The sequence below is a fragment of the Nostoc sp. ChiVER01 genome, from assembly GCF_034531155.1.
Lineage (GTDB): Bacteria > Cyanobacteriota > Cyanobacteriia > Cyanobacteriales > Nostocaceae > Nostoc.
Genome location: NZ_JAVRBS010000049.1, coordinates 12,680 through 36,961, shown reverse-complemented (window position 1 = coordinate 36,961; position 24,282 = coordinate 12,680). Strand labels below are relative to the sequence as shown.

The 24,282-nt window shown below is 40.1% G+C and carries 19 protein-coding genes and 1 pseudogene; 12 read left to right on the top strand and 8 right to left on the bottom strand.

The window, feature by feature from the left end; genetic code table 11:
* The 5 genes and pseudogenes from vnfG to RMY00_RS34820 form a co-directional block, all read left to right on the top strand.
* On the top strand, window positions 1–696 hold a 696-nt coding region (gene vnfG / locus RMY00_RS34840; protein ID WP_322651917.1), incomplete at its 5' end, for a V-containing nitrogenase subunit delta.
* Window positions 697–1,225: 529 nt separating this feature from the next.
* Window positions 1,226–2,611 carry a V-containing nitrogenase subunit beta gene (gene vnfK, locus RMY00_RS34835; RefSeq protein ID WP_322651916.1) on the top strand — a complete coding sequence of 462 codons (1,386 nt, stop codon included), beginning with the start codon at window positions 1,226–1,228 and terminating at the stop codon, window positions 2,609–2,611.
* A gap of 120 nt (window positions 2,612–2,731) precedes the next feature.
* On the top strand, window positions 2,732–4,255 hold the full coding sequence (locus tag RMY00_RS34830) for a nitrogenase component 1 (RefSeq protein ID WP_322651915.1): 1,524 nt from the start codon (window positions 2,732–2,734) through the stop codon (window positions 4,253–4,255).
* A gap of 209 nt (window positions 4,256–4,464) precedes the next feature.
* Window positions 4,465–5,808, top strand: coding sequence for a nitrogenase component 1 (locus RMY00_RS34825; RefSeq protein WP_322651914.1), 1,344 nt, complete (start codon window positions 4,465–4,467; stop codon window positions 5,806–5,808).
* A gap of 607 nt (window positions 5,809–6,415) precedes the next feature.
* Window positions 6,416–6,496, top strand: a pseudogene (locus tag RMY00_RS34820) (transposase); the annotation flags it as partial.
* Window positions 6,497–6,552: 56 nt separating this feature from the next.
* Here RMY00_RS34820 and RMY00_RS34815 read toward each other — a convergent pair.
* The 4 genes from RMY00_RS34815 to RMY00_RS34800 form a co-directional block, all read right to left on the bottom strand.
* The gene (locus RMY00_RS34815) at window positions 6,553–6,900 is read right to left on the bottom strand and encodes a XisI protein (RefSeq protein WP_322651913.1); all 348 of its coding nucleotides are present in this window, start codon (window positions 6,898–6,900) and stop codon (window positions 6,553–6,555) included.
* A complete protein-coding gene (locus RMY00_RS34810; protein ID WP_322651919.1) occupies window positions 6,888–7,241 on the bottom strand; it encodes an element excision factor XisH family protein in 354 nt (117 codons plus the stop codon). Before RMY00_RS34810 ends, RMY00_RS34815 begins: the two co-directional genes overlap by 13 nt.
* A 372-nt stretch (window positions 7,242–7,613) precedes the next feature.
* The gene (locus tag RMY00_RS34805; RefSeq protein WP_322651912.1) at window positions 7,614–7,922 is read right to left on the bottom strand and encodes a hypothetical protein; all 309 of its coding nucleotides are present in this window, start codon (window positions 7,920–7,922) and stop codon (window positions 7,614–7,616) included.
* Between the two features lie 822 nt (window positions 7,923–8,744).
* Window positions 8,745–9,416: a carbonic anhydrase gene (locus tag RMY00_RS34800; protein WP_322651911.1), complete on the bottom strand. Its 672-nt coding sequence runs from the start codon at window positions 9,414–9,416 to the stop codon at window positions 8,745–8,747.
* A gap of 452 nt (window positions 9,417–9,868) precedes the next feature.
* Between RMY00_RS34800 and aroA the strand changes: the two genes are divergently transcribed.
* The 4 genes from aroA (at window position 9,869) to RMY00_RS34780 (ending at window position 15,518) form a co-directional block, all read left to right on the top strand.
* Window positions 9,869–11,149 (top strand): 3-phosphoshikimate 1-carboxyvinyltransferase, encoded by a 1,281-nt coding sequence (aroA, locus tag RMY00_RS34795; protein ID WP_322651910.1) that lies wholly within the window; start codon window positions 9,869–9,871, stop codon window positions 11,147–11,149.
* 337 nt (window positions 11,150–11,486) lie between these two features.
* Complete coding sequence (locus RMY00_RS34790) at window positions 11,487–12,581, top strand: fatty acid desaturase family protein (protein WP_322651909.1); 1,095 nt, start codon at window positions 11,487–11,489, stop codon at window positions 12,579–12,581.
* A 590-nt stretch (window positions 12,582–13,171) separates the two neighbouring features.
* Window positions 13,172–13,702 (top strand): PEP-CTERM sorting domain-containing protein, encoded by a 531-nt coding sequence (locus tag RMY00_RS34785; RefSeq protein ID WP_322651908.1) that lies wholly within the window; start codon window positions 13,172–13,174, stop codon window positions 13,700–13,702.
* 226 nt (window positions 13,703–13,928) lie between these two features.
* Window positions 13,929–15,518 (top strand): alkaline phosphatase, encoded by a 1,590-nt coding sequence (locus RMY00_RS34780; protein ID WP_322651907.1) that lies wholly within the window; start codon window positions 13,929–13,931, stop codon window positions 15,516–15,518.
* 299 nt (window positions 15,519–15,817) lie between these two features.
* Here the strand turns inward: RMY00_RS34780 and acsF are convergent, their stop codons facing one another.
* Window positions 15,818–16,894 (bottom strand): magnesium-protoporphyrin IX monomethyl ester (oxidative) cyclase, encoded by a 1,077-nt coding sequence (acsF, locus tag RMY00_RS34775; RefSeq protein ID WP_322651906.1) that lies wholly within the window; start codon window positions 16,892–16,894, stop codon window positions 15,818–15,820.
* A 368-nt stretch (window positions 16,895–17,262) separates the two neighbouring features.
* Here acsF and RMY00_RS34770 point away from each other — a divergent pair, with 368 nt between their 5' ends.
* Window positions 17,263–17,757 (top strand): TM2 domain-containing protein, encoded by a 495-nt coding sequence (locus tag RMY00_RS34770; RefSeq protein ID WP_322651905.1) that lies wholly within the window; start codon window positions 17,263–17,265, stop codon window positions 17,755–17,757.
* Window positions 17,758–17,792: 35 nt separating this feature from the next.
* Here the strand turns inward: RMY00_RS34770 and RMY00_RS34765 are convergent, their stop codons facing one another.
* The 3 genes from RMY00_RS34765 to RMY00_RS34755 form a co-directional block, all read right to left on the bottom strand.
* Window positions 17,793–18,455: a DUF2996 domain-containing protein gene (locus RMY00_RS34765; protein ID WP_322651904.1), complete on the bottom strand. Its 663-nt coding sequence runs from the start codon at window positions 18,453–18,455 to the stop codon at window positions 17,793–17,795.
* 904 nt (window positions 18,456–19,359) lie between these two features.
* A complete protein-coding gene (locus RMY00_RS34760; RefSeq protein WP_322651903.1) occupies window positions 19,360–20,877 on the bottom strand; it encodes an NYN domain-containing protein in 1,518 nt (505 codons plus the stop codon).
* 63 nt (window positions 20,878–20,940) lie between these two features.
* Window positions 20,941–21,813, bottom strand: coding sequence for a D-alanyl-D-alanine carboxypeptidase family protein (locus RMY00_RS34755; RefSeq protein ID WP_322651902.1), 873 nt, complete (start codon window positions 21,811–21,813; stop codon window positions 20,941–20,943).
* 370 nt (window positions 21,814–22,183) lie between these two features.
* Between RMY00_RS34755 and mnmG the strand changes: the two genes are divergently transcribed.
* Both mnmG and RMY00_RS34745 read left to right on the top strand, forming a co-directional pair.
* Window positions 22,184–24,106 (top strand): tRNA uridine-5-carboxymethylaminomethyl(34) synthesis enzyme MnmG, encoded by a 1,923-nt coding sequence (mnmG, locus tag RMY00_RS34750; RefSeq protein WP_322651918.1) that lies wholly within the window; start codon window positions 22,184–22,186, stop codon window positions 24,104–24,106.
* A gap of 47 nt (window positions 24,107–24,153) precedes the next feature.
* Window positions 24,154–24,276 (top strand): hypothetical protein, encoded by a 123-nt coding sequence (locus RMY00_RS34745; RefSeq protein ID WP_263983699.1) that lies wholly within the window; start codon window positions 24,154–24,156, stop codon window positions 24,274–24,276.
* Window positions 24,277–24,282: the final 6 nt, after the last annotated feature.

Here is a 24,282-nt window from a genome sequence, read left to right as displayed (position 1 = left end):
ATGTACAATGCCATTTACTCCCCTTTGATGAAGTTGGCTAAGGATGATATCCGTGGTGGGCAAAATCTGCCAAGTACCAATGGTAATGGCAACGGTAAAGCAACCAAAGAGCTATCTGAGCAAGTCGTTTCTTTAGTTCAACAGCAAGTTAAGGAAGCCACTTCACAGGTCAAACAGCCAGCGAAGGAAGTTGCGCCACAAGTAGCTAAGGAAGCTGCACCACAGGTTCAATCACAAGCTAAAGCAACTGCACCACAGGTTCAACCACAAGCTAAAGCAACTGCACCACAAGTTCAACCACAAGCGAAGGAAGTTGCACCACAGGTTCAAGTGCAAGCTAAGGAAATCGCGTCATACATTCAAGAACGAGCTGCGGAAGTCACAAAATTAATTCAAGAACGTTGTTTGTGGCAGTTTCACTCTCGTGCATGGGATCGGGAAGAAAACATCAATGGTGTTCTCAATATGACCGCCCAAATCTTGACTGGAGAAAAGGTAGTTCTGGAAACCTTGATTGACAGGGGTTTTTATGCAGATGCGAAGATCCTTTCGGCTGACCTGGAAATTAGGTTTTCATGGTTAAATAGCATGGAGAACTCGCAAAAGAAGGCAGTACTGGAAGCTGTTAAGGCAATGCTGGTCGATATTGTAATAACCAAGTCGAAAAATGGTGAATTACATTATTCGCTTTATTAAAGCAATTGGATCGGTAATTTAACCAAACTAGGACTTACGCAAAGGTAAGGAAAACAAACCACAGAGGACGTAGAGGCCACGGGGGAAGAGAGTTTGAGAGAGTTTTTGCGTAAGTCCTACAAACGAACGGCGTTGTTGAATTGGAGCATGAATTAGAGTCAAGTCATCCTGTTAGTGTTTGTGCAGAAATTTTCTTACAGAGTAGAGACTTGCAGAGTAGAGAGCGATGCCTACGGCAAGCTAACGCTAACGCTGCGACGGGCTACACCAAAAGCATTGCTAAGAAACGTAGTGTCCGCATAGTGTCTGACTACAGAAGCATCTCATCTAGCTTTCAAGATTTTCACGAAATTCAATTCTACTTTTCTTCTGTAATCGATGCTATGAGTAGCTTGCTTCTTGGTTGGATGCAGCTTTAGCTCGCCACAGACATCGCTCCACTTTCTTAAGCTCGAAAAGACACTTCATCTCTTCGTTCAGCAACGCCAAACAAAATCACGCAATTTTTTACCACATAGGAGTCAAGAGAATGTCTTTAGTCGTAAAACAGAAAGAACGCAAGGGAATCATCAATCCTATATTTACCTGTCAGCCTGCTGGGGCTGAATACGCTTCCATTGGAATCAAAGATTGTATTCCCCTGGTGCATGGAGGACAGGGATGTAGTATGTTCGTTCGTCTCTTGTTTGCCCAGCATTTGAAGGAAAATTTCGACATTGCTTCTTCTTCACTCCATGAAAATAGCGCTGTCCTTGGAGGACAGCCACGCATTGAGGAAGGCGTAAAGACCTTAGTAGCACGATATCCCGATTTACGGATTATCCCAATTATTACGACTTGTTCAACTGAGACAATTGGGGATGATATCGAAGGAACTATTAACAAGCTCAACGCCCAGTTAAAGAAAGACTATCCCGATCGCAAGGTTATTCTTGTTCCTGTACATACCCCCAGTTACAAAGGCAGTCAGGTAACAGGCTATAATATCGGCGTACATGCAATCATTTCTACTCTAGCAAAAAAAGGCCAACCAACTGGCAAGCTGAACATCATTACTGGGTGGCTTAACCCTGGAGATGTCACTGAAGTTAAACGCATCTTAAAAGAAATGGATGTTCCAGGAAACATATTACTGGATACAGAAACCTTCGATGCGCCCACCATGCCCGATAAGACAAGTTTTGCCTTTGGGAATACAACTATTGAAGAAATTGCTGATTCTGCTAATGCGTTGGGAACTATTGCCTTATGTAAATATGAAGGCGGTAGCGCAGCTGAATTTTTGCAAGAGAAGTTCAAAGTTCCGGCAATTCTTGGCCCAACACCAATTGGTATCAAAAATACTGACATTTGGCTGCAAAATATCAGCAAACTGACTGGTAAACCAATACCAGAATCTTTAGTCAGAGAACGTGGTAAAGCTATTGATGCGATCGCAGACCTCGCACACATGTTCTTCGCCAACAAGAAGGTAGCTATTTACGGAGATCCCGATCTAGTAATTGGTCTAGCAGAGTTCTGCTTAGAAGTTGAGTTAGAGCCAGTGCTGATGTTGTTGGGAGACGACAACAAAGCCTGCACCAAAGACCCAAGAATTGCCGAGTTGGAGAAGCAAGCAGCCTGTGATATCGAAGTTATCTGGAATGCAGACCTCTGGGAATTAGAGCGCCGCATTACAGATAAATCCCTCGAAATTGACTTGATTCTAGGTCATTCCAAGGGTCGGTATATTTCTATCGACAACAAAATTCCGATGGTTCGGGTAGGATTTCCTAGCTTTGACCGTGCAGGTCTGTGGAAATATCCTGTGATTGGCTACAAAGGAGCAGAATGGCTAGCAGATAACATCGCCAACGCCATGTTTGCAGATATGGAGAACAAGCACGATCGCGAGTGGATCTTAAACGTCTGGTAGATTGAATTTTCAACGCAGAGGAGCGCAGAGTTTGAGCCTCTATTCAAAACTTTGCGTTCCTCTGCGCCAACCTCAGCGACCCTCTGCGTTTAAAAAAGATGAAATATTTGGAGAACTATCATGATAGATCAGAATGTCGTATTTTACGGAAACTTGAGCGAACTTTATCGCTTGGCAAAAGAAGGTAAGATTAAGACCACTTTACAAGGTAGTCATACCCGCCCCTGTAAATTTTGGACTGCAACGAAGATTTTAAGTGGGATTAAAAATGCGATCGTCATTTCTCATGGGCCGAGTGGCTGTGCTTATGGAGTTAAGCGGGCATACAAGCTGACTAATAGCCGCAATAGTGGTTCCCCTTATGAACCCGTGGTGACTACGAACATGAGTGAGAAGGCGGTAATTTTTGGAGGGGAAAAAGAATTAAAAGGCGCGATTCGAGAAGTAGATGAAAAATACCATCCTGATGCGATCGTTGTTGCCACTAGTTGTGCGTCTGGTATTATTGGCGACTGTGTTGATGACGTAGTGAATAAAGCCCGCAGCGAAATCGATGCTGAGATCATGACGATACATTGTGAAGGATTCGCCGGGGAATATCGCAGTGGATTTGATATCGTATTTCGGCAAATTGTAGACTTTATGGAGCCGCCAACTCCAGAGCGGAAGGCACAACTAGCCAATGCTGTCAATATTGTGGGCGCAAAGATGGGCCCTGAAAGGACAGAAGTCGAAACTGATGTCAAAGAATTGGTGCGATTAATAGAAGCAATGGGGGCAAGAGTTCACAGCGTCATCGCAGGTGATTGCACATTAGAAGAACTCAAGCAAGCACCGAGTGCAGCAGTCAACTGTACCTTATGTTTGGATCTTGGCTATACCATTGGCAAAGCCATGTCAGACAAGTTTGGTACGCCGTTAAATTCTACTATCCTCCCCTATGGAATCAGTGCTACAGAAAAATGGCTCGAAGGGGCGGCAAAATATTTAGGGATGGAAGAACAGGCGGCTGCCCTAATGGAAAAGGAATATGCCGCAATCAAGACTGAATTTGAAGCAGCTAAGAGTTATATAGAAGGGAAGTTAGCGATTATCGAAGGACATGATGCTATCAAGTGCTTATCTCTTGCTCACATGTTGGATCGTGATTTTGGGATGCGTGTAGTAATCTATAACTTCCATCCCTGGAGTACAGAAGCACGAGAAACCAGTGTAGATTATTTGTTGGAAACAGGGTTAGACCCAGAAATCCTGATTACGAAAGGGACACTGGCCTTTGGCAAGTACGAGTCCATGAAACAAACGGAAGATGAATTACTGGATTTCATTGGTGGTCTTGATGCAGAATCGGTAGTTTATTTTGGTTCTTCCTTGAGTTTCCCCCATATTCCCGTAGTCGATTTAAATGCTATCTTAAATCGTCCCAGATTTGGCTATCGCGGAGCCTTAAAGGTCGCAAGGTGTATTAAAACAGCACTTCAATATGGCTTTAGACCTCGGAGTGCTTTGACCAAGCAAATGGTATTCCCTAAAAATTCCGGGTTAGCATCTACTCAATCACTAAGCGGAAAATTAGCTCAAGACATGCCTGACTGTACCGTATATGCAGCAGGAAAGAAGCGGGGAAAATGTTTTAACGAGTAATAAATGAAATTTTCTCCGTTAGACAAAATTGTAGGTTTGCTAGAACGTAAACGCCGAGACCGGCTGATACGGGCAAGGCTTAAGCCAAAAATATCAAGGCGGAAGCTGTTACAAGCTGCACAAAACACGGAAACCTTAAAGCAGAAGTCGCTACAGACTGCGTGAAACGCTTTTATCATAGTCAAACCTTAGAAAAACAGGAGGGAAAAATGTCTGCTGGACTAACTTTTGATAATTGTGACCATAGTAAAGACCCAGTTGTTGGGTGCGCCCTTGAAGGTATTGCAACTACGGTTGCTGGCATTAAAGATGTCAGTATTGTGATTCAGTCTCCACAGGGTTGCGCGTCCACTGTTGCAGCTGGGTATGATGCTCATGAGGTTGATTTCACCAAGCGGAAAGTAGGTTGTACCCGCCTTTTTGAGTCAGACATTGTGATGGGAGCGTCTGAGAAACTCAAGGGGATGATTAAAGAAGCGGATCAATCTTTTGATTCTAAGGTCATGTTTGTCGTTGGTACTTGCGCAGCGGACATTATTGGTGAAGATATTGCAGGATTATGTCATCAACTTCAACCAGATGTGAAAGCCAAACTTGTTCCTCTACTTGCTGGTGGATTTCGGGGCAATACTTATGATGGCTTGGAGATGGGTTTAGAGGCTTTACTTCCTTTTATCAAAAAAAGGCAGACTAAGAGAAGGGGCAGAAAGCCGAGGATTGTAAATATCATTGCGCCACAGGCAAATCTCAATCCTACTTGGTGGGCTGACTTGCAATGGGTAACGCAGATTTTAAAATCTTTGAGGATTAGAGTACAGACTGTTTTTTCTCATAATACTTCATTTGAAGAACTGGAGCTAGCTGGTGAGGCAACGGCCAATATTGTTCTTAGTCATGATGTTGGGTATAAGTTTGCTCGGAAAATGCAACAGACCCACAATATCCCCCTTATTCTTGATGATATACCTTTACCAGTAGGTGTAAACAACACTACTCGATGGTTGAAGGCATTGGCGGCACATTTTAAAATCGAAGAAAAAGTCGAACCGCTAATTAAACAAGGCGAAGAAATGGTCATAGATACACTTCGCAAACGAGCATTGATGATTATTCCCCGATATCGTAACTGTAGAATTGCTGTATCTGCGGATGGGACGCTTGGCATTGGACTGGTTAGAATGCTCTTTGAAGAATTGGAGATGATTCCTGAAGTCTTATTATTTCGCTCGGCGATGCCTGATTCTCGTTCAATCCTGGAGCGAGAACTAGATAGTCTTGGTCTTGCTCCCCGCGTAGCATTTTCGGCAGATGGCTATCAAGTTAAGCAGACCTTGCAAGAGTTGGATGTTGATGCCGTGATTGGCTCGGCATGGGAAAAATACATGGCAGAGGAACTAGGAATCAAAATTACTTTTGATGTATTTAGCCCCACTAACAGAGAAACTTATGTTGACAAACCATATTTTGGCTATGAAGGCATGATCAATATGATGGAGGTGATTGCTAACGATTGGGATAGAGCTTTTCGTTCTAAAGAGATTCATTGGACATAGAAAGGTATTATTTGACACTCTCCACGTCTAAAGGTGGCGGATTCTAGCATCACTGACGTTCTTTGCTTTTACAGGACGCAAGTCCTGTAAAAGTAGAGAGAACATCCCCACTAGCGTTAGTTCGGAACTGCCCGTCCCTACCGGAAGCACGACTGAAAATTACTTTGGCAGCATTTACATCGCGTTGTTATATTAAATTATTGTCCAAACGGTGGTATTTTTTTAAAAGCTTGAAGCGCTACTTATTGGGCACGTTGTGAGGTTACTTTAGAGGATGTCTGAAAAGTTTTGAGAAAGTAATTTGAATCACGCTCTATTATACAATATATTTTTGTAAGCCAATTTTAAAGCTGATGGAAGTAGTGATTGAGAGGGTGTTTATAAAATAAATCTTAAGCACTTGAGCAACGATGATCGCACGCTAATCGACGTAGCATTATATGCATTTAGTTTTTATTAAAAATCTATAGTTGATGAAAAATAAAAATAATTAATTAGCTTGGAGTTTAGACTAAGAGGCTATTTATAAAGTAAATCTAAAAGTAAAAAGAAAAGAGTTCTGATAACGATAGGATATATTAAACATAGTGTATTTACATAGTTAGGTATGGCACGAAAGTCTTACCCCACAGACTTAACAGATATGGAGTGGAAAATCCTAGCCCCCTTGATTCCACCAGCAAAAGAAACGTATGAATGGATCTTACTTAAGTGCAATCTCCTCTCCCAAGTGTGATCGCATTCTCAAAAAAACTCGGCGATCGCAAATTCAATATATTGTCTAACATGATGTGGATGAAATGCTAAAACAATTTCCTCTTTTGGAATTCCTTTGAGCAACAAATCTGTCGCTACCCCATTTTCTGTCCAATCTTCCTCAATCCAAATTTTCTCATCTTTTAAACGGATATGAATCATCACACTTTTAATCCGTTCATCTTTGTGCCAACCCATCAATAGTAAAAGATACTGATCGTGTATTTCATCAAAAGCTAAAACACTTTCAATTTTAGAACCAGATTTTTCCTTGAGATGATGATATTCTGTTAAAACTTCTTGGATGATTTGACGATAATGCTTTAATCTATCCATTGCACAATCAGCTCATTTTCGGCATCAACGATTAACAATTTAACTTGATTGCGATTGATAATCATCTGAGTTAATTGGCGTTGAAAATAACTTTTATAGGTTCCTTGTGTAATCGCTAAATACAGTTTAAAATCTAATGCAGTTTCAAGCATTATATCTCGATAGACAACATATTGTCCAACAGCTTGCTCTAAATCATTAATAAATGATCGACCTATGAAGCTTTTGACTTCCACAAGAATTTTTTGACCTTGTTTTTCTGCTGCTATGGATTTTTCTGCTGCAATATCAACGTATAAGCGATCGCCACCATATTCCAAAGTATAATCTTCTGTAAGAATCTCCTACCCATCCTTGACTAATGCAAATCTTACAGCGTTATGGTAAATATCTTTAGCAGGCATTTATATTGTTGAAGTACTTACCGCTTCAAATTTAATACGATATTGAAAGCGATCGCTCATATAGTTGGGTTGAGCAAGTGCTATCGTCTCATTTTAATTTTTGTCTTTACACACTTGACTTGATGCCTTCATTAATCTTAATTAATCTTTAATTTTTCCACTAAAAAACCGATGTTAGACTTTATTCTGAGCATACACTGAAACATCCTTTTTATACTAAGCCACCTGGGGATGGAGTTTTCCGTCGCTTTCAATAAAAATCCCTGCCAAAGTTGACAGGGATAGTAGTTTTTAGCTAAAGCTTGTCTGCTAACTGCTAACAAAATCTTTGTGAGCAGCGACAAGCATCTGAGCTTGCCTTAAAACGTTTCCGAATAAATAAAAAGGAATCTGCCAAGCTGCAACGGTAACTTCTTTGACTATATCTTGTACACTAATTGCAATTAATTCATGCTCTGGTGGCTCTCCCTCAATTGTACCAGACCAAGTAAAAGCTAATAAAAAATCATCGTCTCCAGGCAAGGATGCAATTAAGCATTCTTCTGGTGTTGGCTGGCAAATAATTCCATGATCGTTTGCAAGTTCTACTAGTCTTTGAAATTTGTCTATGTTCGTCATTTGTCCTTCGGATGTAATTGAATTTCAGTTTTAGAAAAAATTATATTTTTACCTTCATAACTCAACTTAGTTACTTGATACTATAAATTACGAATTGTTAAGGAGTTATTGGAGTTGGATCGGACTTAAGTTCAAAATATTAGCGCGATCGCCTGCTTCTATCAGCAACAATTGTTACTTTTTTAAAAAATCTAGATTACCTAATTTTTCAATTGACTGTATTTATATACACTTCTCTTTGTTGCCATTTCAATATTGACTCCCTAATCTGACCGAGCCTGACAGAATGCATTGAGAATTGCCATCGCTTTTGGGAGAACAACTCTAAACTGAAGCAGAAAAAGATACTCGTCAAGATTAGGCTATAAGATAACCTTGCCAGTGTTCTTCTTCTACAGCTAGTTTTAGTTCACTTAATAACTTAAATGTGATATCACTCAATAGTTATAAATAATCTGGCGATGTCTACTGACTGGAGGCTGCACGTCTATGCAATTACACCCCTTTTTCCAAGAGGCTAATCAATACTCCTACAAATAGTTTTTCACTGCATATTTTCCTGCAAAATAATGTATTTTACAGGTACTTATTGATTAAAGATGACTATTGTTTCATCATCTTAAAACAAGAATAAATTATATTTATCGCTGATACCACAAATTTCACAAATTGTTATAGTGTGTTTAACTTCGTTAAATTTTATTTGTAGTTATCCAGCAATCTGAATGTTAATATTGGCATTCTACAAGTATTTTCCAAAATAGAAATTAATAGAAAAGTTACTATCCACTAGCAATCATTGATTAAATGTAGCTATCTCAATCATTCTGATGGTCGGGTCAGGAGATTAGGTACAGGAAATGGGCGGTTTTCTAAAATTTTAAACTTACTAACGCTTGCATCATAAGCAAAGACTTCACCAGTTTCTATTTCATAAATCCAGGCATGAAGGGTAAGCTGATTGCTATGTATTTTAGAGCGAATTATTGGGTATGTTTCTAGGTTTTCTATCTGAGTTAATATATTTTGCTCAATTGCAATTTTTAATAGTTTATCGCCGGTATAATCCTTATAGTTGTCTAAAACAAGGCGGCGAGTAGCTTCACCGTATTGCTTTAACCAGTCATAAACTAAAGGCATTTGTTGAGCAAGGCTACCTATTTGTAATAGCCCTCTCATTGCTCCACAGTTGGAATGACCACAGATAACAATAACTTTAATATCTAAAGCTTGGACAGCATATTCTATGCCCGCTCCTTCGCTGTTATTCAGCATTCCATAAGCAGGAATTATATTACCAATATTACGGATAACAAATAATTCTCCTGGTTGACTTTGAGTAATTAAACACGGATCGATGCGCGAGTCAGAGCAAGTGATGAATAATACTCCCGGGTTCTGAGCTTGGGATAGTTGTTCAAACAACTCTCGATGTGTAAGAAAATAGTTGTCATGAAACTCATTTAGACCTTCAATTATGCGTTTAATAGACATAGTTCAATTTTTCTCATTAAAATATATTTGGTATTGAATTGACTTTTTGTTCAGTAATTTTACGTGTATAACCTCCTGGCATTAATATGGAAGAATAAACGCTTACTTCTAGGAAGACCGAAAAGCAGCGTACAAAATTAACTTTATTAAAGTTATTTAATGTACAATCAATTTGGCATCAGAGACAATACATAGTTCTCCAAACTTTTTGAGAAGAGGTTTGATAGTTTTTACTGCTTTATACTTTCAATCCTCTGTATATACACTTAAGACATATCTATATTATCAGCGCCTGTGTCTCTAAATCATCGATACGTGAGATGAAATTAGACTTGAATTCATAACAAATTACTTAGTAATTGGGAGTATAGAATGTCTTTCCCTGCCCCTTTTGCTCAGAATATTGCAATAATATATAAAGTTGTAGCTAACCGCCTACGTAGAGGTTTAACGTGGATACCATTGCAATTCCTGCTCTAAATCGGCCAGTGGATGCCACGGTAGAAATTCCTGGGTCTAAAAGTCTTACTAATCGAGCGTTGCTTGTCGCAGCTTTGGCACAAGGTGATTCCCTTTTAGAAAATGCTTTATTTAGTGAAGATAGCGAGTATTTTGCCAAATGCGTAGAACAATTGGGCATTCCCATTACGCTAAATCCTGATCTGGCACAAATCCAAGTGGCGGGAAGAGGAGGGGACATTCCAGCTAAACAGGCAGATTTATTTGTGGGTTTGGCAGGTACAGCAGCACGATTTATCTCGGCGCTGGTAGCACTGGGTAGCGGCGAATACCGCCTAGATGGGGTTCCCAGGATGCGAGAACGACCGATGGGCGACTTGTTGACGGTACTGCAAACAGGTGGAGCAACCGTTAACTTTGAGGGAAACTCTGGGTTTATGCCCTACACCGTCTATAGCCAAGGATTCGCTGGCGGAAATTTTCGGTTGAAAGCCAACCAAACAAGTCAGCAACTTTCGGCATTGCTGATGATTGCGCCTTATGCTCAACAAGATACGAACATTGAGGTTGAGGGAACATTAGTTTCTCAATCTTACGTCAAAATGACCTGTCGTCTGATGGCAGATTTTGGCGTAGAGGTGATTCAAATCGGCGATAATCAATTTCAGATCAAAGCGGGTCAACGTTACCAAGCTCGACATTATACAGTAGAACCCGATGCGTCAAATGCTTCTTACTTTTTTGCCGCCGCCGCCGTCACCGGTGGACGGGTGCGCGTCAAACATTTGACCAAACAATCCTGTCAGGGTGATATTCTCTGGCTGAATGTTTTAGAACAGATGGGTTGTCAAATTAAAGATTCGGATGATTACACCGAAGTGACGGGGCCGAAGCAATTGCAAGGCATCGATATTGATATGAATGATATATCAGATTTGGTGCAAACATTAGGAGCGATCGCGCCCTTTGCCAGTTCACCGATTACCATTCGGAATGTGGAACATATTCGATACAAGGAAACCGATCGGATTAAAGCTGTGGTAACAGAGTTGCGTCGATTAGGAGTCCAGGTTGAAGAATTTCCAGATAAACTGAAAATTGAGCCTGGCCCCATTACCCCGGCGGCAATTGAAACTTATCACGATCATCGAATGGCGATGGCTTTTGCTGTCACTGGCTTGAAGGTTCCAGGGATTGTAATTAAAGATCCTGGCTGTACAGCAAAAACTTTTCCAGATTACTTTACCCGATTCTTCCAAATGTTAGAACAATAAAAGAGTAGAACAGCAAAATTTACTGCATTGCTGGAAAAAAAGAAGTAATTTCAAAGGCAATAAAAGATTGTTTTTCATTCTTTTTCTGCTTAAGAATTGCCTCTCTTGTTGGTCTGCTCATCCTTGTCTAATTAAGTTTTACATCATTCCTATCTCTCCACCCTCTTTTTTGGGCAAAGGTTTTGGAGAGCAATTAGCTTTTGGAATGTCTTAGTATAGAATTTCACAAGTCCGTAATGCATAAAATTACGAAAGACTTTGTGTTTGTCTGCGTTTTTAAACGCTACGATTTACCGCAAAACTGTATTGATTTCAATTCTTTACGTAACAATGATTTATGAATGTTAGTATCGATCAAACACTGATTCACCAGAAAATATATGCGAAAGAATTACGTTCTCTAATTCCACCTGAAGCATTTATCCCAGATCCAAGTAAATTAGTTATCTTGTTCATTAATCTGACAATTTTGCTACTAGGCTGGATGATTGCAGCTCGGTTAGATTGTTGGTTGCCATCTCTTTTATGGCTTTATCTCCCTCTAAGTATCATTATGGGCAATAGCGTGGTTGCCTTACTATTTAGTTCCCACGATCTAATGCATGGTAGCGTGATTAAAAACGCCCGGTTAACCTATATTATTAGCTTTTTAGGACTAACAATGTTGTGGATGCCACCAACATTGTGGAAAGCAGTTCATAACCGAGTACATCATAATCACACTAATGATTTGGGCGATCCGGATCGCAATTACTTATATGAACAGTCTTCAACCTGGGGAAAATGGATTCAGGACTTATTTGTGCCTTCTAGTGAAGTTAATCCAATATGGTTCACAGTAGGATTGACTTCAGCTTGGGGAGTACATACTTTTCGTAATCTTACATCTGTACTATTTTTTAATCGTAAATCTGTAGATTATGTTCCTGCTGCATTTACAGTTAGTGCTAAAGATCGTCGAGCGATCGCAGGGGAATTATTGATGATGGTAATAATTCATTTAAGCATCTTAGCCTATCTACAATTTGAACCCCTCAAACTCACACTTGGTTACTTTTTACCTATTGGAATTGGTTATGGTGGGATAATTTTCTATATTTATACAAATCATTTACTTTGTAGAATGACCAGCGTTAACGATCCACTGATTAATAGTATGTCCCTGCGGGTTTATCAAATATTTGACCTGTTGCATTTAAATTTTTCTCACCATACTGAACATCATATTTTTCCAGGAATGAACTCTGACTATTATTTTATAGTTAGGGATTTGTTAGAAACTCACTATTCTGAACATTTTAATTTATTTGATGCTGGAGAGGCTTGGAAGTTGCTACTACAAACTCCCCGACATTATAAAGATGAAAATACTCTTACAGATTGGTCAGGTAAAAAGTCTGTCCCTTGTTCTACAAGCGAGAATCTAAAATAGTTAAAAAATCTCCCCTTTAGAAAGGTCAATCTTTCTGCGGTAATAACTGCCTTTGTTGATAACAACTTATTCTCTGTTGCTAGTACTCTTAGAAGATGTTTTAAAAGCCAATATATAGCGATTTCCACTTTAATGAGGGACACGGCAATGCCCGTGTCCCTACTAGTATCTGTGTTTATCTTTGGTTCATCATTCTTTTCTGTATTTTATTCATTGGTAGTTCGCTCAATTTTTTTGATTGTTGAGCGCGAAAAAAATTCATAGAATGCGATCGCCTACCCGCATGTCGTAGGCGATTGGGCAAAGCCCACGCTTCGCGAACGCAAATTTTGACACTCTGCAATCTCGATAATTGATTTTATTTTTACCTCTAATTAAAGTCTGCTTAAACTCCTGATTCTAAAATATGGTGTCTCCAATTGCTTGGAAAGTTATTTCTTTTTCTTAAAACAAGGGGAAAATCATTGATTTAGATCGCTATTTTAATCAGTGATAAATACCAGATTTGGAAAAGAATAAGTTAGAAATCAACTATTTATATACTTTGCAGTGTGGATTGGTTAAAGAAATTTATGGTGAGGAAAATTGAGATGAAATTGGTTTCAAAATTAGCGCTTGCTGCTGCTAGCCTTACTTTAGCCCTCGTTACTGTAGATGCAAAATCTGCATCTGCTGCAATTATTAATTACGCCTTCACAGTTGATAGCCCTACAAATAAGGGAAATGGCTTTTTTAGCTTTGATGACTCAACTTTTAGTAATGAAGCTAATCCCGTAGCCGCCATTAAGTCACTCTCTTTCCAATTTGACGGTAATACCCTTTACACTGAACAAGATGATACCAAGTATCCAGAGTTTCCTCTTGTCTTTCCAGCCACATCTTCAACAGGAAAAGCATATTTTGGATTAGATTATCTGTTCAATGATAAATCTAATCCTTCCAGTTCTATTAGTTACGAAATCATCGGTGAAGATTTTACAGCTTTCTCTAGAACTTCTCCAGATGCTGAACTCATATCAGGTAGATTTTCGTATACACAAGTGCCTGAATCTACACCTTTAATTGGCGCTCTTTTTGCTTTTAGCCTTGGCTGGATGATGAAGAAAAAAATTAAAGTCTAACCTTGGTTAAGTTGATATTAATGCTTTCTTTGCCAAGGATTAATCTTTTATTAGTAGGCTTTTATGTGGCAAAAGAACATCTAACACAATGATATTAAGAGAAAAATTGGGAATTAAAACTTGATTCTGGTAAGAGAATCATTTACGAAGTTTGTCTACGATTCCCCTGTCTTCTTTGTGTTAGCTGTTGCTGTGTTTTAAGTTACCTGTTAGCCAGGAGTGAAGAATGGTAGATTACCGGAATTTTGAGCAGTTCCTGCACAGTCGAATGAAACGACGGAACTTAATTATCGGAGCAGGAGCATTGTCTGGTTTAGCGATCGCTAACCAATTTTCTCCTCAAAGAGCGATTGCTACAAGCAGATTTTCTAATTATCTTTTTACTTTGGGTGTAGCGTCAGGTGAACCCTATCCTAGCAGTGTAGTGATCTGGACTCGTCTGGCTCCTGAACCCTTAAACGGAGGTGGAATGCCACCTGTTAATGTGCCAATTCGCTGGGAAGTAGCAACTGATCCCGATATGAAGCGCATTGTCTCCAGAGGTACGGTACTTGCAACTCCAGAACTAGCTCATTCAGTTCGAGTTGTGGTAGAAGGACTCCAATCTGATACTTGGTACTGGTATCGTTTTCTTGTTGGACAAGACGCTAGCCCTATTGGCCGTACTCGGACAGCGCCTTTAGCAAATAGCTATTTGAGTAAATTTAACTTTGCTCTAGTCTCCTGCCAAAACTATCAGCAGGGATTTTATACCGCCTACAAATATCTAGCACAGGACGACCTCGATTTAGTAGTGCATGTTGGTGATTACATCTATGAAGGGGGAATCTCAAATAGTGGCCCCAGACAACACAACAGTCCAGAAATTCTCACCTTAGAAGATTATCGTAACCGTCACGCCCTCTATAAAACCGATACCAATCTCCAAGCAGCTCATGCAGCGTTCCCTTGGATTGTTACCTGGGACGATCACGAGGTAGAAAACAATTACGCCAACAACATCTCAGAAATTGATACCGAGCCAGATCAGAATCGGGCAATTTTCCTCCAACGTCGGGCTGTGGCTTATCAAGCTTACTACGAACACATGCCACTGCGCCCCTTCTCGCGTCCTGTTGGCCCCGATATGCAACTTTTCCGTCGGCTCTCCTTTGGTAACTTAGCTACATTCCATGTCCTAGATACCCGCCAATATCGCACCGATCAGCCCTGTGGTGATGGTACTAAAGAACGTTGCCCAGAAAACTTAGATCCGAATGCAACGATTACCGGTAAGGTGCAGGAGAATTGGCTATATGATGGTTTAAATAGTTCACAATCCAAATGGAATGTTTTGGCGCAGCAGGTTCCGATCGCTCAAAGAGATATGACACCAGGAGCAGGCGGAACTTACAGCATGGATAAATGGGATGGTTATGTGGCTTCGCGCGATCGCCTCATGGCTTTCCTTGGACAACGCCGCCCTTCTAATCCAGTATCCTTGGCAGGCGATGTGCATTCCCACTGGGCGATGAACTTGAAGGCTAACTTTGATAAGCCAGAATCCGCCACCGTTGGTAGTGAATTCGTCTGTTCCTCAATTACCTCCGGTGGCGATGGAGCAGATACTGATCCCACCGTTGAAGCTTATTTACCAGATAACCCACACATTAAATTTTTCAACGGTCAACGGGGATATGTTCGCTGTGCGCTGACTCCTACAACCTGGAAATCAGATTATCTAGTTATGTCAAATGTCACAACTCCATTTGGCACAATTAGTAAACGCGCTTCATTTGTGGTTGAAGATGGCCGTCCAGAGATACAACAAGCTTAATCGTTTAATTCCCAGGCGGTGAAGGCTGGGGAGCAGGGGGCAGGGGGCAGGGGGAAATGATTTTTATACTTAGACAGTTTTCGGAGATGTCTCAATACTTGTCGGGTTTTGGGGAAAAGGGGAATGGGAAAAGGGAAAGAAAAAACCTTTAACCTTTACCCTTTAACCTTTTCCCTAAATCCAATTCCGACTTAAGAATGCACAAAGCGAGCAGTATTGGGAGATGTCTAATATTTAGGACAAAAAAAGTGGCTCTGCAAACAGCAGAACCACTAAAGCTTTTGCAAACCTGTTATAACTTAACGAACTACCCCTTGAGCAGAAACAGTATCAATCGGTTTCATCAGGTACAAGCGTAATAACTGCCAGCCACTGGAGATGTAAAGCGGCAATTTTTGGAAGAATTGCAAGAATTTGGGAGTGCTGGAGTTAGCGATCGCACTTAACTTCTCGTTATTGCTTATACAAATATCCAACCGCTCATAAAACTCTGGATTCTCTACATCCAGCATCAATGGGAACACTCGACCTGCATTTTCGTTGGTCTTCTTAATTACATGGATGTCGTATTCTCGCGCATCCAATCCAAGGGTGGCATAAAAATCCTTGCGTTGGATGTCATTGAGATACATTGTCGCAAACACCGACAACAAGAAGAACCGACTCCACAGCCGTGCTTTCCAATCATTCAATATTTGCGGCTGAGATTTCATGATCGCATCAAAGAAATCGCCATGACGGTTTTCATCTTGACACCAGTTTTCAAAGAATCGGAAGATTGGATAAACCCGGTCTTCAGGATGTGCTTCTAAATGGCGATAAATGGTGATATAGCGCCAATAACCGATCTTCTCAGAAAGATAAGTAGCGTAGAAGATGAATTTCGGTTTAAAGAATGTATAACTGCGGCTCTTAGTCAAAAACCCTAAATCTAGGGACAGATTAAAGTCCGACAAAGCTTTGTTTAAAAAGCCAGCGTGACGTGCTTCATCCCGTGACATCAGGTTAAAACACTCTGCCAAGACGGGACTTTTGTCTTTCAAGCGACGGCCAAGTTCTTTATACAGCAAAAAGCCGGAAAACTCTGCCGTACACGAGCGTTCTAGAAACTCAACGAACAATCGGCGAGTTTCCCCGTCAATATGATCCCAGGATTGGTCAAACTCGGCATCCCGAACAAAGTGATGGCGATTATAGTCAGTGCGGAACTCTTCGAGAATGGCTTGTAACTCGTCTTCATTGACGGAAATATCCATCCGCGCCATTTCATCAAAATCGGTAGTATAAAACCGAGGTGTTAACAGGGTTTCTTTTGCCGGGACTTTAATCCCTGGCCGGATTTCTTCAAAGCCTGGTTTTTTGAGGGAATCTACCATGTCTTGATTGCTCTTTCGTCTTTATTATCTTAAGTAGACCAGAAAGCCAAGGTTAAAGCTCTGGCAAGGCCTGACAGCCCAGAATAATCCAATTGTATAAAGTTCAGTCTACCAAGGTGCGGGTTAGAAATTTGCAAGCAAAAGATTAAGAGTTGCAACAATCATTCAATGTTTACGGAACCAAGAATCGCGGATTAGTAGTCAAATAAACCTAGTTCAGTGATTAGCACTGTTTCAATTAAGTGGAGTAGCACGCATCTATTGTAATCTTAAAGCATTGCTATCTCAGTAATTTTCTGTAGTTGTTACTACAACATGGAAAACCCATCTTAGACAACAAAAGCAAATCCAAAGGGTTGAAAAGCAAGATGAATCTTGAAAACAATCAGCATAAAGACCGACTTCTTGTCTCTTACATCTTGTGTGCAGTCGGATTTATCGGGATGGGAGGATTGCACCGTTTCTATAATGGCAAGATCGGGACTGGTTTGTTGTGGCTGTTGACTGGTGGTGTGCTTGGTATAGGGCAGATCGTAGATTTGTTTTTTATCACCGATATGGTTAACAACTACGAACACAAGCTGAGACTAAAAGCGGGTGTATCTCCCTTGGGTGTACCGTTGAATCAAGCAGTGGTTACTTCTCAAGTTCACCACCCAACTGGTAACCAACTCATGGTTAAACTGATCGAAGCGGCAGAAAGCAAAGGTGGTATTTTAACTGTTACTCAAGGCGTAAAGTTCACCGGAGCTAGCTTTGCTGAAGTGGAAGCTACTCTCAATGAGATGTACAAATCAGGTTATGTAAAAATAGATAACGACCCTAATACTGGAGCCGTTACCTACCATTTCCACGAACTTTAAATTGTCATTTGTCCTTTGTTAAAAAAAAACAATGACTAATTTATACCTAACCACTTTTGACCACCCAAGCGCTGAACTAAGCCATATACCAGCAAATCGAGGGTAATTTTGCGCTCATCGATTAAGAATGACTCAAGAGTGCTAGGTTTTTTGCCTTCATTACAGGAAAATCCCTTTTTCCCTTGAATATCTTCTTCTGGGAAATACAGATTAAACTGACGTAAACCAATTTCTTTCCAACTGCCGATAATTTGCCAGCATTCTTCGGCCGATTCAAAGCCAGTGATTGGCACTTTCTGCTTGGCAAAAGACACCTGTAAATCTTTCACGCCTTGTTGAGCGATCGCTTTTTGTAAAGCTGGCAAGTAGTCTTGCTCGATAAACTCGACAAATGGCTTATCTTCAACAGATGGGGCTTTTTCCTTTTTGGCGGCTTTAGCTGCGGCTGCGGGTTTTTCTCCGGTTGCGGCTGCGGCTGCGGGTTTTTCTCGCTTGGGTGATGCAGCAGCTGGTTTAGCAGCATTAGGGTTATCTTCGGGGTTTGCAGCTTTCGGATCTGGCGTGTTAGCAGTAGGAAGGTCTGTAGCTTCGGGTGAGTCTGTACTAGGAGCGTGTTCTTCAGCCACACTGGGAGCTTGGTGGTCAACTGTGCTGGGAGCTACTTCTCCCGCTTGATTGTGATTGGTTGGGTCTGCCATTGCTCAGGTCAATCCTTTAATCTAGCTTTTGGAGCGATCGCTCACCTTGATGTATCGAGTATTTTTATTTTGACATACTAATGCAGCAGGGTAAAAATAACTGTGCAGTCTGGAAAATTAAGCCAGGGGCTAACGCTCAGGGTAAAATAGATACTGACGTTAGACTCACCCAATCTTACCTTAAGAGCTACTTCAAGGTGGCCTTCTTCCACTGTTGCTCATAGATTAGGGTCAGAAGTCTCAAGACGCAAAGGTTTTTTATAAATAAAACATTACAAAAATAAATCGGATTGCGTAGCTTGCCGCCGTAGGCATCGCCAGTAAAGTGTTAAGCACCAATTTCTGTTAGCTCTCGGATAACTACGCCAGAGTTCTTGCAAAATTGGTTAAAGGGAAAATAAAAAGAGATGAGATTTTCTTTTTACTTTTGCCCTTTAACTTTTTTATTCTTTTTGTTAAAGCTACTTTCTACTGAATAGGACTAAGACTGACACACTGTATAAATTATTAATTATAGTAACTATTTACTAAAATAGGTTTTTCCAGGCTTTTATGGGTCATTTATTGATGCTAAATACACCCACAATTTATGGGTAATTAATAAATTATTCATTAGACAGATGTGTTGTAAAAACATCTATATTTTGTATTTACTATCAAGACGTAAGCCTTAAGACCAATAGCGATCGCCTGCAAAAGTTTAATCGTTTAATAGATAAAAAAGTTTTATTTGCCAAACTACCTGTACTTTTTGTAAAGATTAATTGGATTTTTATTTACAGTTTTGGTGCGTTAGCCTACGGCATAGCACATCCTATACATATCTCAAAAATCAAATATAATTCCTATACTTAGGGTAAGCGTGTCTAATTGTGGTCATGCTGTACTAGTATACCAAGCGTGATTATGACAGGTTAACGGAGTTTGTAGTAAGTACTCTAGACCTTAAACAAGGGCTATTACTATTGAAAGTTTGATTTGATGAGCCATTAGAGCTTAAAGTTAACCTTTCTCTCAAAATTAATTTATTGTTATCACCCGATAGACAAATATCTGTTCCTTCAATGACTGTCTTTAAAAAAATGTTCAACAATTTATAACCATGTTTTTCTCTTTCTTGGTCAAAATTTGGGATATTATCTTTCAATATTGTGTGAATTTTAGGCAGAAGAATACCACCTTGTCGAAGCTGATTTAATTGCTCATAATTCTTCTTTAAATCCTGCAAAACTTTATTAGTTACTACTAAAATATCATCATTTAATGGACTCTCGCTAGTCACTTCATTAATTGGAACATCCTCTCTTGTGGGTTGGGGAGCAGGTATAGGTATAAAGCAATCACAAACAGACCTGAGAATACGATTAATTTGTCCTTCATAAGCACATCCAATTACAGTCTTTCCATATTCATGAAGCTTTTTAGCTAAAGCAGCAAATGCACCATCACCTGATACAATAACGAAAACTTGCAGTGTAGGACGACTTTGGGCTAATTCCATGATATCAATGGCTAGTTGCATATCTGCTGCATTCCGTTTGTAACTATAATCAAAAATTTGAATTGCTTCTATGCCAAGTTCTTGAATTTCATTCTTGAGTGGCCTTAATCGAAAATCACTCCAGTCAGCATAAGCGCATTGGATAGCTATTTTATTAACTAAAGTAGTTTTTTCCAGATTTGTTTGAATGTCTTTTATAGAAAAATTTAAGTTAGGGTTGTTTCTACCCATTGTTAAGTTTTCAATATCATAAAAGATAGCTGTGTTGAACTGTTCAGTTTTAGGTGAAATCTTAGCTGTAGTAATTTGCTCTACAAGATTCTGACGTTGCTTTAACTCTTTAAACTCAGCTATTAAAGATGTTATCTCTATCCTTGATTCAGACTTATCTTCTTCCTGTTTTAACTGTATAATTGTTGTTTTTAAGTCATTAACTTGCAGCTTTGCTTGTTGTAATTCTTCTTGTAATTGCTCAGTTAATGTATTGATTTGAGTTTGGGTTTGGATAGTCTGCTCTCGAAGTTCCCCAATGCTTCTGGAGACAATTAGCTGACGTTGCTGATAAGCTGTTACCAAAGCTTGCTGGACGACATCCCATTCTTTAGGGAAAGCCTCACGGCTACACACTTGCAAAACTGTTTCATAACCTGCGATCGCAATTTCCAAATTACTCGCAAGGTTCCCTTGTTCAAACTCTTGAATAATAGTACTCAGTTTGATAATGACTCTAGCTAAATTAATAGCAATGGCAGGTTCTTTAGTAAAGCGATCGCTTACCCATTTCCGCAATATGAAAGCTAAATTATCATTGAGTTTGCTTAAGTTCTGTTGCAGAATTGGATATACTTCCTGATTTTGATAAGTTGCTCTTAATAAATCAATTAGGAAGTCTTGCTCTTGGTTAGCAGCTTTGTTTGGCATAGCTAAATCCCTGACAATACACATTTAAGTTTAGTATTCCCAAGTTTTCATGCTATCTAACGATTAAAGTGGCGTAATCCAATAAGTAATGCCTTGGACAATTTGTTTATTAAAACCAAATAAAGGTAAATTCTCTTCACTTAAACCCATATAAGTCCAATGTGGAACATCATGTTGTACAGTTTGAAACCAACCATTTTGATTAAGAGCTTTTCTTTGTTCTTTAGTACTTACGCGTAAATCAATTGCTAATCCCCAAAGATGCTGTGAAGTTCCAGGAGGTGCAACTAAACCGAGAATTTTTGTTTCTTTGCCCTGTTGAACTTTTGCTAAAATTTGATTGTTAGCATATTTGTACCAAAATCTTAAATTTGTATTGAAAGTGCGAGTGCAATCACCAGAACCATAACCAGATTTTAGTGGTATCTGTTGCTGGATTCGTGCTTTATTTAAAGCATCAGCCGCCGATTTTTGTAAATAACAATCTTTAGTGCCGTCAACATGACTCATTGTTAAACTATCTTGAAATTCTTGGGTTTCTTGTTCATTAGCAAAAATATTTTTTTGTGGGAGTTTAATTCCGATATCTTGATTTACAAAGACTGCGCCATAAGCTCGTAGCAAAATATATTCATAAGTACCAGACTGGGGAATTGTAGGTAATCTACTAGCGATCACAGATAAAAAACGCTGTTGAGCATTTAATTTAGGATCGGGAAGAAATGGTTCTGATATTGTCTTTTTAGAGGTATCTGTACAAGGTAATGAATCAGTAATCAAACATCCGTTTAATGGTTGAGTGGTTATAGCAACTTTATAGTGGGTAATCTCATTACTAGCTACTAATAGAAAAATCATCAAAATAACTATACTGATGAAAGTTGCTTGTTTGATGTCTCTAGTAATATTTTTTCTCTTCTTAATTGTGAGCTTCATTTGTAAACAATTGCTGAGTTGCTTCAAAAATAAAATCAATAAATTTCTTAGATAGATTCTCAGTAGTTTAAAATAAGAATAATTTATTGGTATTAAACTATATTTGGATGCATGTTAGATATCTACCAGTAATAATTAAAATGGTGCTAGTGGTTAAGTATGTGAACGATACTTATGATAAATAAACCGGAAAGTTGTCACAAACTTTAAAAACATTATATTTTTGACTGATTGCTCAAGTAAAAAAAAGAAACTTGTCTTGAATTTAGTACTAGTAAATTTGATAACTTTTTTATCAGAAAGTTACATCCCTGAAACCACTGGAACAGTTAAAATTGAAAAGAACTCTCAGCTTGTTGATCCTGTAAGTATGACCATGCACAATTCCGTTGAATTCCAAGACGCTTTTGATGTCATAGTCGTCGGTGCAGGTCACTCCGGTTGCGAAGCAGCTCTCGCCTCTGCACGCCTCGGTTGTCGTACCCTGCTATTGACGCTCAACTTGGATAAAATCGCTTGGCAACCCTGTAATCCAGCAGTGGGTGGCCCGGCTAAATCTCAGTTGACTCATGAGGTAGATGCACTCGGCGGGGAAATTGGTAAAGTAGCAGACCGCACCTACCTACAAAAACGTATCCTCAACTCTTCCCGGGGGCCTGCTGTTTGGGCATTACGCGCTCAGACGGATAAGCGCGAATATGCAGCAGTGATGAAGAATATTGTCGAGAACCAAGAAAACTTGACAATCCGCGAAAGTATGGCAATAGATTTGGTGCTTGGCGCTAACGGTGAAGTTATCGGCGTTGAAACTTATTTTGGTGTCGGGTTCCAGTGTACAGCAGTCATCTTGACAACTGGCACTTTCTTAGGAGGTAAAATTTGGGTTGGTAACAAATCAATGCCAGCCGGACGCGCAGGAGAATTTGCGGCTGAAGGATTGACACAAACCTTAAATCGTCTAGGGTTTGAAACCGGAAGACTCAAAACTGGAACTCCAGCCCGGGTAGACAAGCGATCGGTAGATTATAGTAAAATGCTCATCCAGCCAGGGGATGAAGATGTACGCTGGTTTAGCTTTGACCCAGAGGCGTGGGTAGAACGGGAACAAATGCCTTGTTACATCACCCGCACAACTGCCGAAACCCATCGCCTAATTCAAGAAAATTTGCACCTGTCGCCAGTTTATGGTGGTTGGGTGGAAGCGAAAGGGCCGCGTTATTGTCCCAGTATTGAAGATAAGATTGTCCGTTTTGCCGATAAGGAAAGCCATCAAATTTTTATTGAACCAGAAGGACGGGATATACCCGAACTTTATATCCAAGGGTTTTCCACAGGGTTGCCAGAAAATTTGCAACTGCAAATGTTGCGAACTCTTCCCGGTTTGGAAAAATGTGTGATGCTGCGTCCGGCGTATGCTGTGGAATATGACTATTTACCTGCAACTCAGTGTTATCCCACACTGATGACTAAAAAGATTGCTGGACTGTTTTGTGCTGGGCAGATTAACGGCACTACAGGTTATGAAGAAGCCGCAGCTCAAGGGCTGGTGGCGGGAATTAACGCCGCTCGATTTGTTCGCTCTCAAGAAATGATTGTCTTTGCCCGCGAGCAAAGTTATATCGGGACACTAGTTGATGACTTGTGTACAAAAGACCTGCGCGAACCTTACCGGATGCTCACCAGTAGGTCTGAGTACCGATTGATATTGCGTTCTGACAATGCCGACCAACGCTTGACACCCTTGGGACGGGAAATTGCTTTAATTGACGATCGCCGTTGGGATCTTTTTACCCAAAAGCAAGCAAACATTACCACAGAAAAGCAAAGATTGCAAGCCACACGAGTCAAAGAACATGATGAAATAGGAATAGCGATCGCATCTAATACTCAGCAATTAATTAAAGGTTCAATTACCCTCAACGACTTGCTGCGCCGTCCCGGATTCCATTACGTTGACCTCGACAGGTTCGGACTAGGAAACGCCAATCTCAACCGTGCTGAGAAAGAAGGCGCAGAAATTGACATCAAGTATTCTGGCTATCTCGCTAGGCAACAAAATCAGATTGACCAAATTGCCCGTCAAGCGCACCGACAGTTACCTGCGGATTTAGATTACACAACAATTGATACCCTATCCAAAGAGGCACGGGAAAAGCTAACTCACGTAAAACCACTCACTCTTGGTCAAGCTGCACGTATTGGTGGTGTAAACCCAGCCGATGTTAACGCTTTATTATTATATTTAGAATTGCGTAGAACCAAGAGCCAGCCGGAGTTTCCAGCATTAGCTTAACACAAACTTGATAAAGACTGAGTATAGTAGTAATGAGGGAGATTGGTATGATAGATGACATAACTATTAGTAGTGGCATCATCAACAATCCCCAGATTAAAGTTGACTTTAATACCAACGCTCAACCAACTCGTCTCAATCAGACGGCAGATTGGATATTTTATCTGTAATCCTAA

Coding starts and splice junctions, on each gene's coding strand:
- RMY00_RS34790 (WP_322651909.1), top strand. CDS start 11,487: ATGAATGTTAGTATCGATCAAACACTGATTCACCAGAAAATATATGCG.
- RMY00_RS34805 (WP_322651912.1), bottom strand. CDS start 7,922: ATGACGAACATAGACAAATTTCAAAGACTAGTAGAACTTGCAAACGAT.
- acsF (WP_322651906.1), bottom strand. CDS start 16,894: ATGGTAGATTCCCTCAAAAAACCAGGCTTTGAAGAAATCCGGCCAGGG.
- RMY00_RS34760 (WP_322651903.1), bottom strand. CDS start 20,877: ATGCCAAACAAAGCTGCTAACCAAGAGCAAGACTTCCTAATTGATTTA.
- RMY00_RS34815 (WP_322651913.1), bottom strand. CDS start 6,900: ATGGATAGATTAAAGCATTATCGTCAAATCATCCAAGAAGTTTTAACA.
- RMY00_RS34825 (WP_322651914.1), top strand. CDS start 4,465: ATGTCTGCTGGACTAACTTTTGATAATTGTGACCATAGTAAAGACCCA.
- RMY00_RS34780 (WP_322651907.1), top strand. CDS start 13,929: ATGGTAGATTACCGGAATTTTGAGCAGTTCCTGCACAGTCGAATGAAA.
- RMY00_RS34830 (WP_322651915.1), top strand. CDS start 2,732: ATGATAGATCAGAATGTCGTATTTTACGGAAACTTGAGCGAACTTTAT.
- RMY00_RS34765 (WP_322651904.1), bottom strand. CDS start 18,455: ATGGCAGACCCAACCAATCACAATCAAGCGGGAGAAGTAGCTCCCAGC.
- RMY00_RS34755 (WP_322651902.1), bottom strand. CDS start 21,813: ATGAAGCTCACAATTAAGAAGAGAAAAAATATTACTAGAGACATCAAA.
- RMY00_RS34785 (WP_322651908.1), top strand. CDS start 13,172: ATGAAATTGGTTTCAAAATTAGCGCTTGCTGCTGCTAGCCTTACTTTA.
- RMY00_RS34770 (WP_322651905.1), top strand. CDS start 17,263: ATGAATCTTGAAAACAATCAGCATAAAGACCGACTTCTTGTCTCTTAC.
- mnmG (WP_322651918.1), top strand. CDS start 22,184: ATGACCATGCACAATTCCGTTGAATTCCAAGACGCTTTTGATGTCATA.
- RMY00_RS34800 (WP_322651911.1), bottom strand. CDS start 9,416: ATGTCTATTAAACGCATAATTGAAGGTCTAAATGAGTTTCATGACAAC.
- vnfK (WP_322651916.1), top strand. CDS start 1,226: ATGTCTTTAGTCGTAAAACAGAAAGAACGCAAGGGAATCATCAATCCT.
- RMY00_RS34745 (WP_263983699.1), top strand. CDS start 24,154: ATGATAGATGACATAACTATTAGTAGTGGCATCATCAACAATCCCCAG.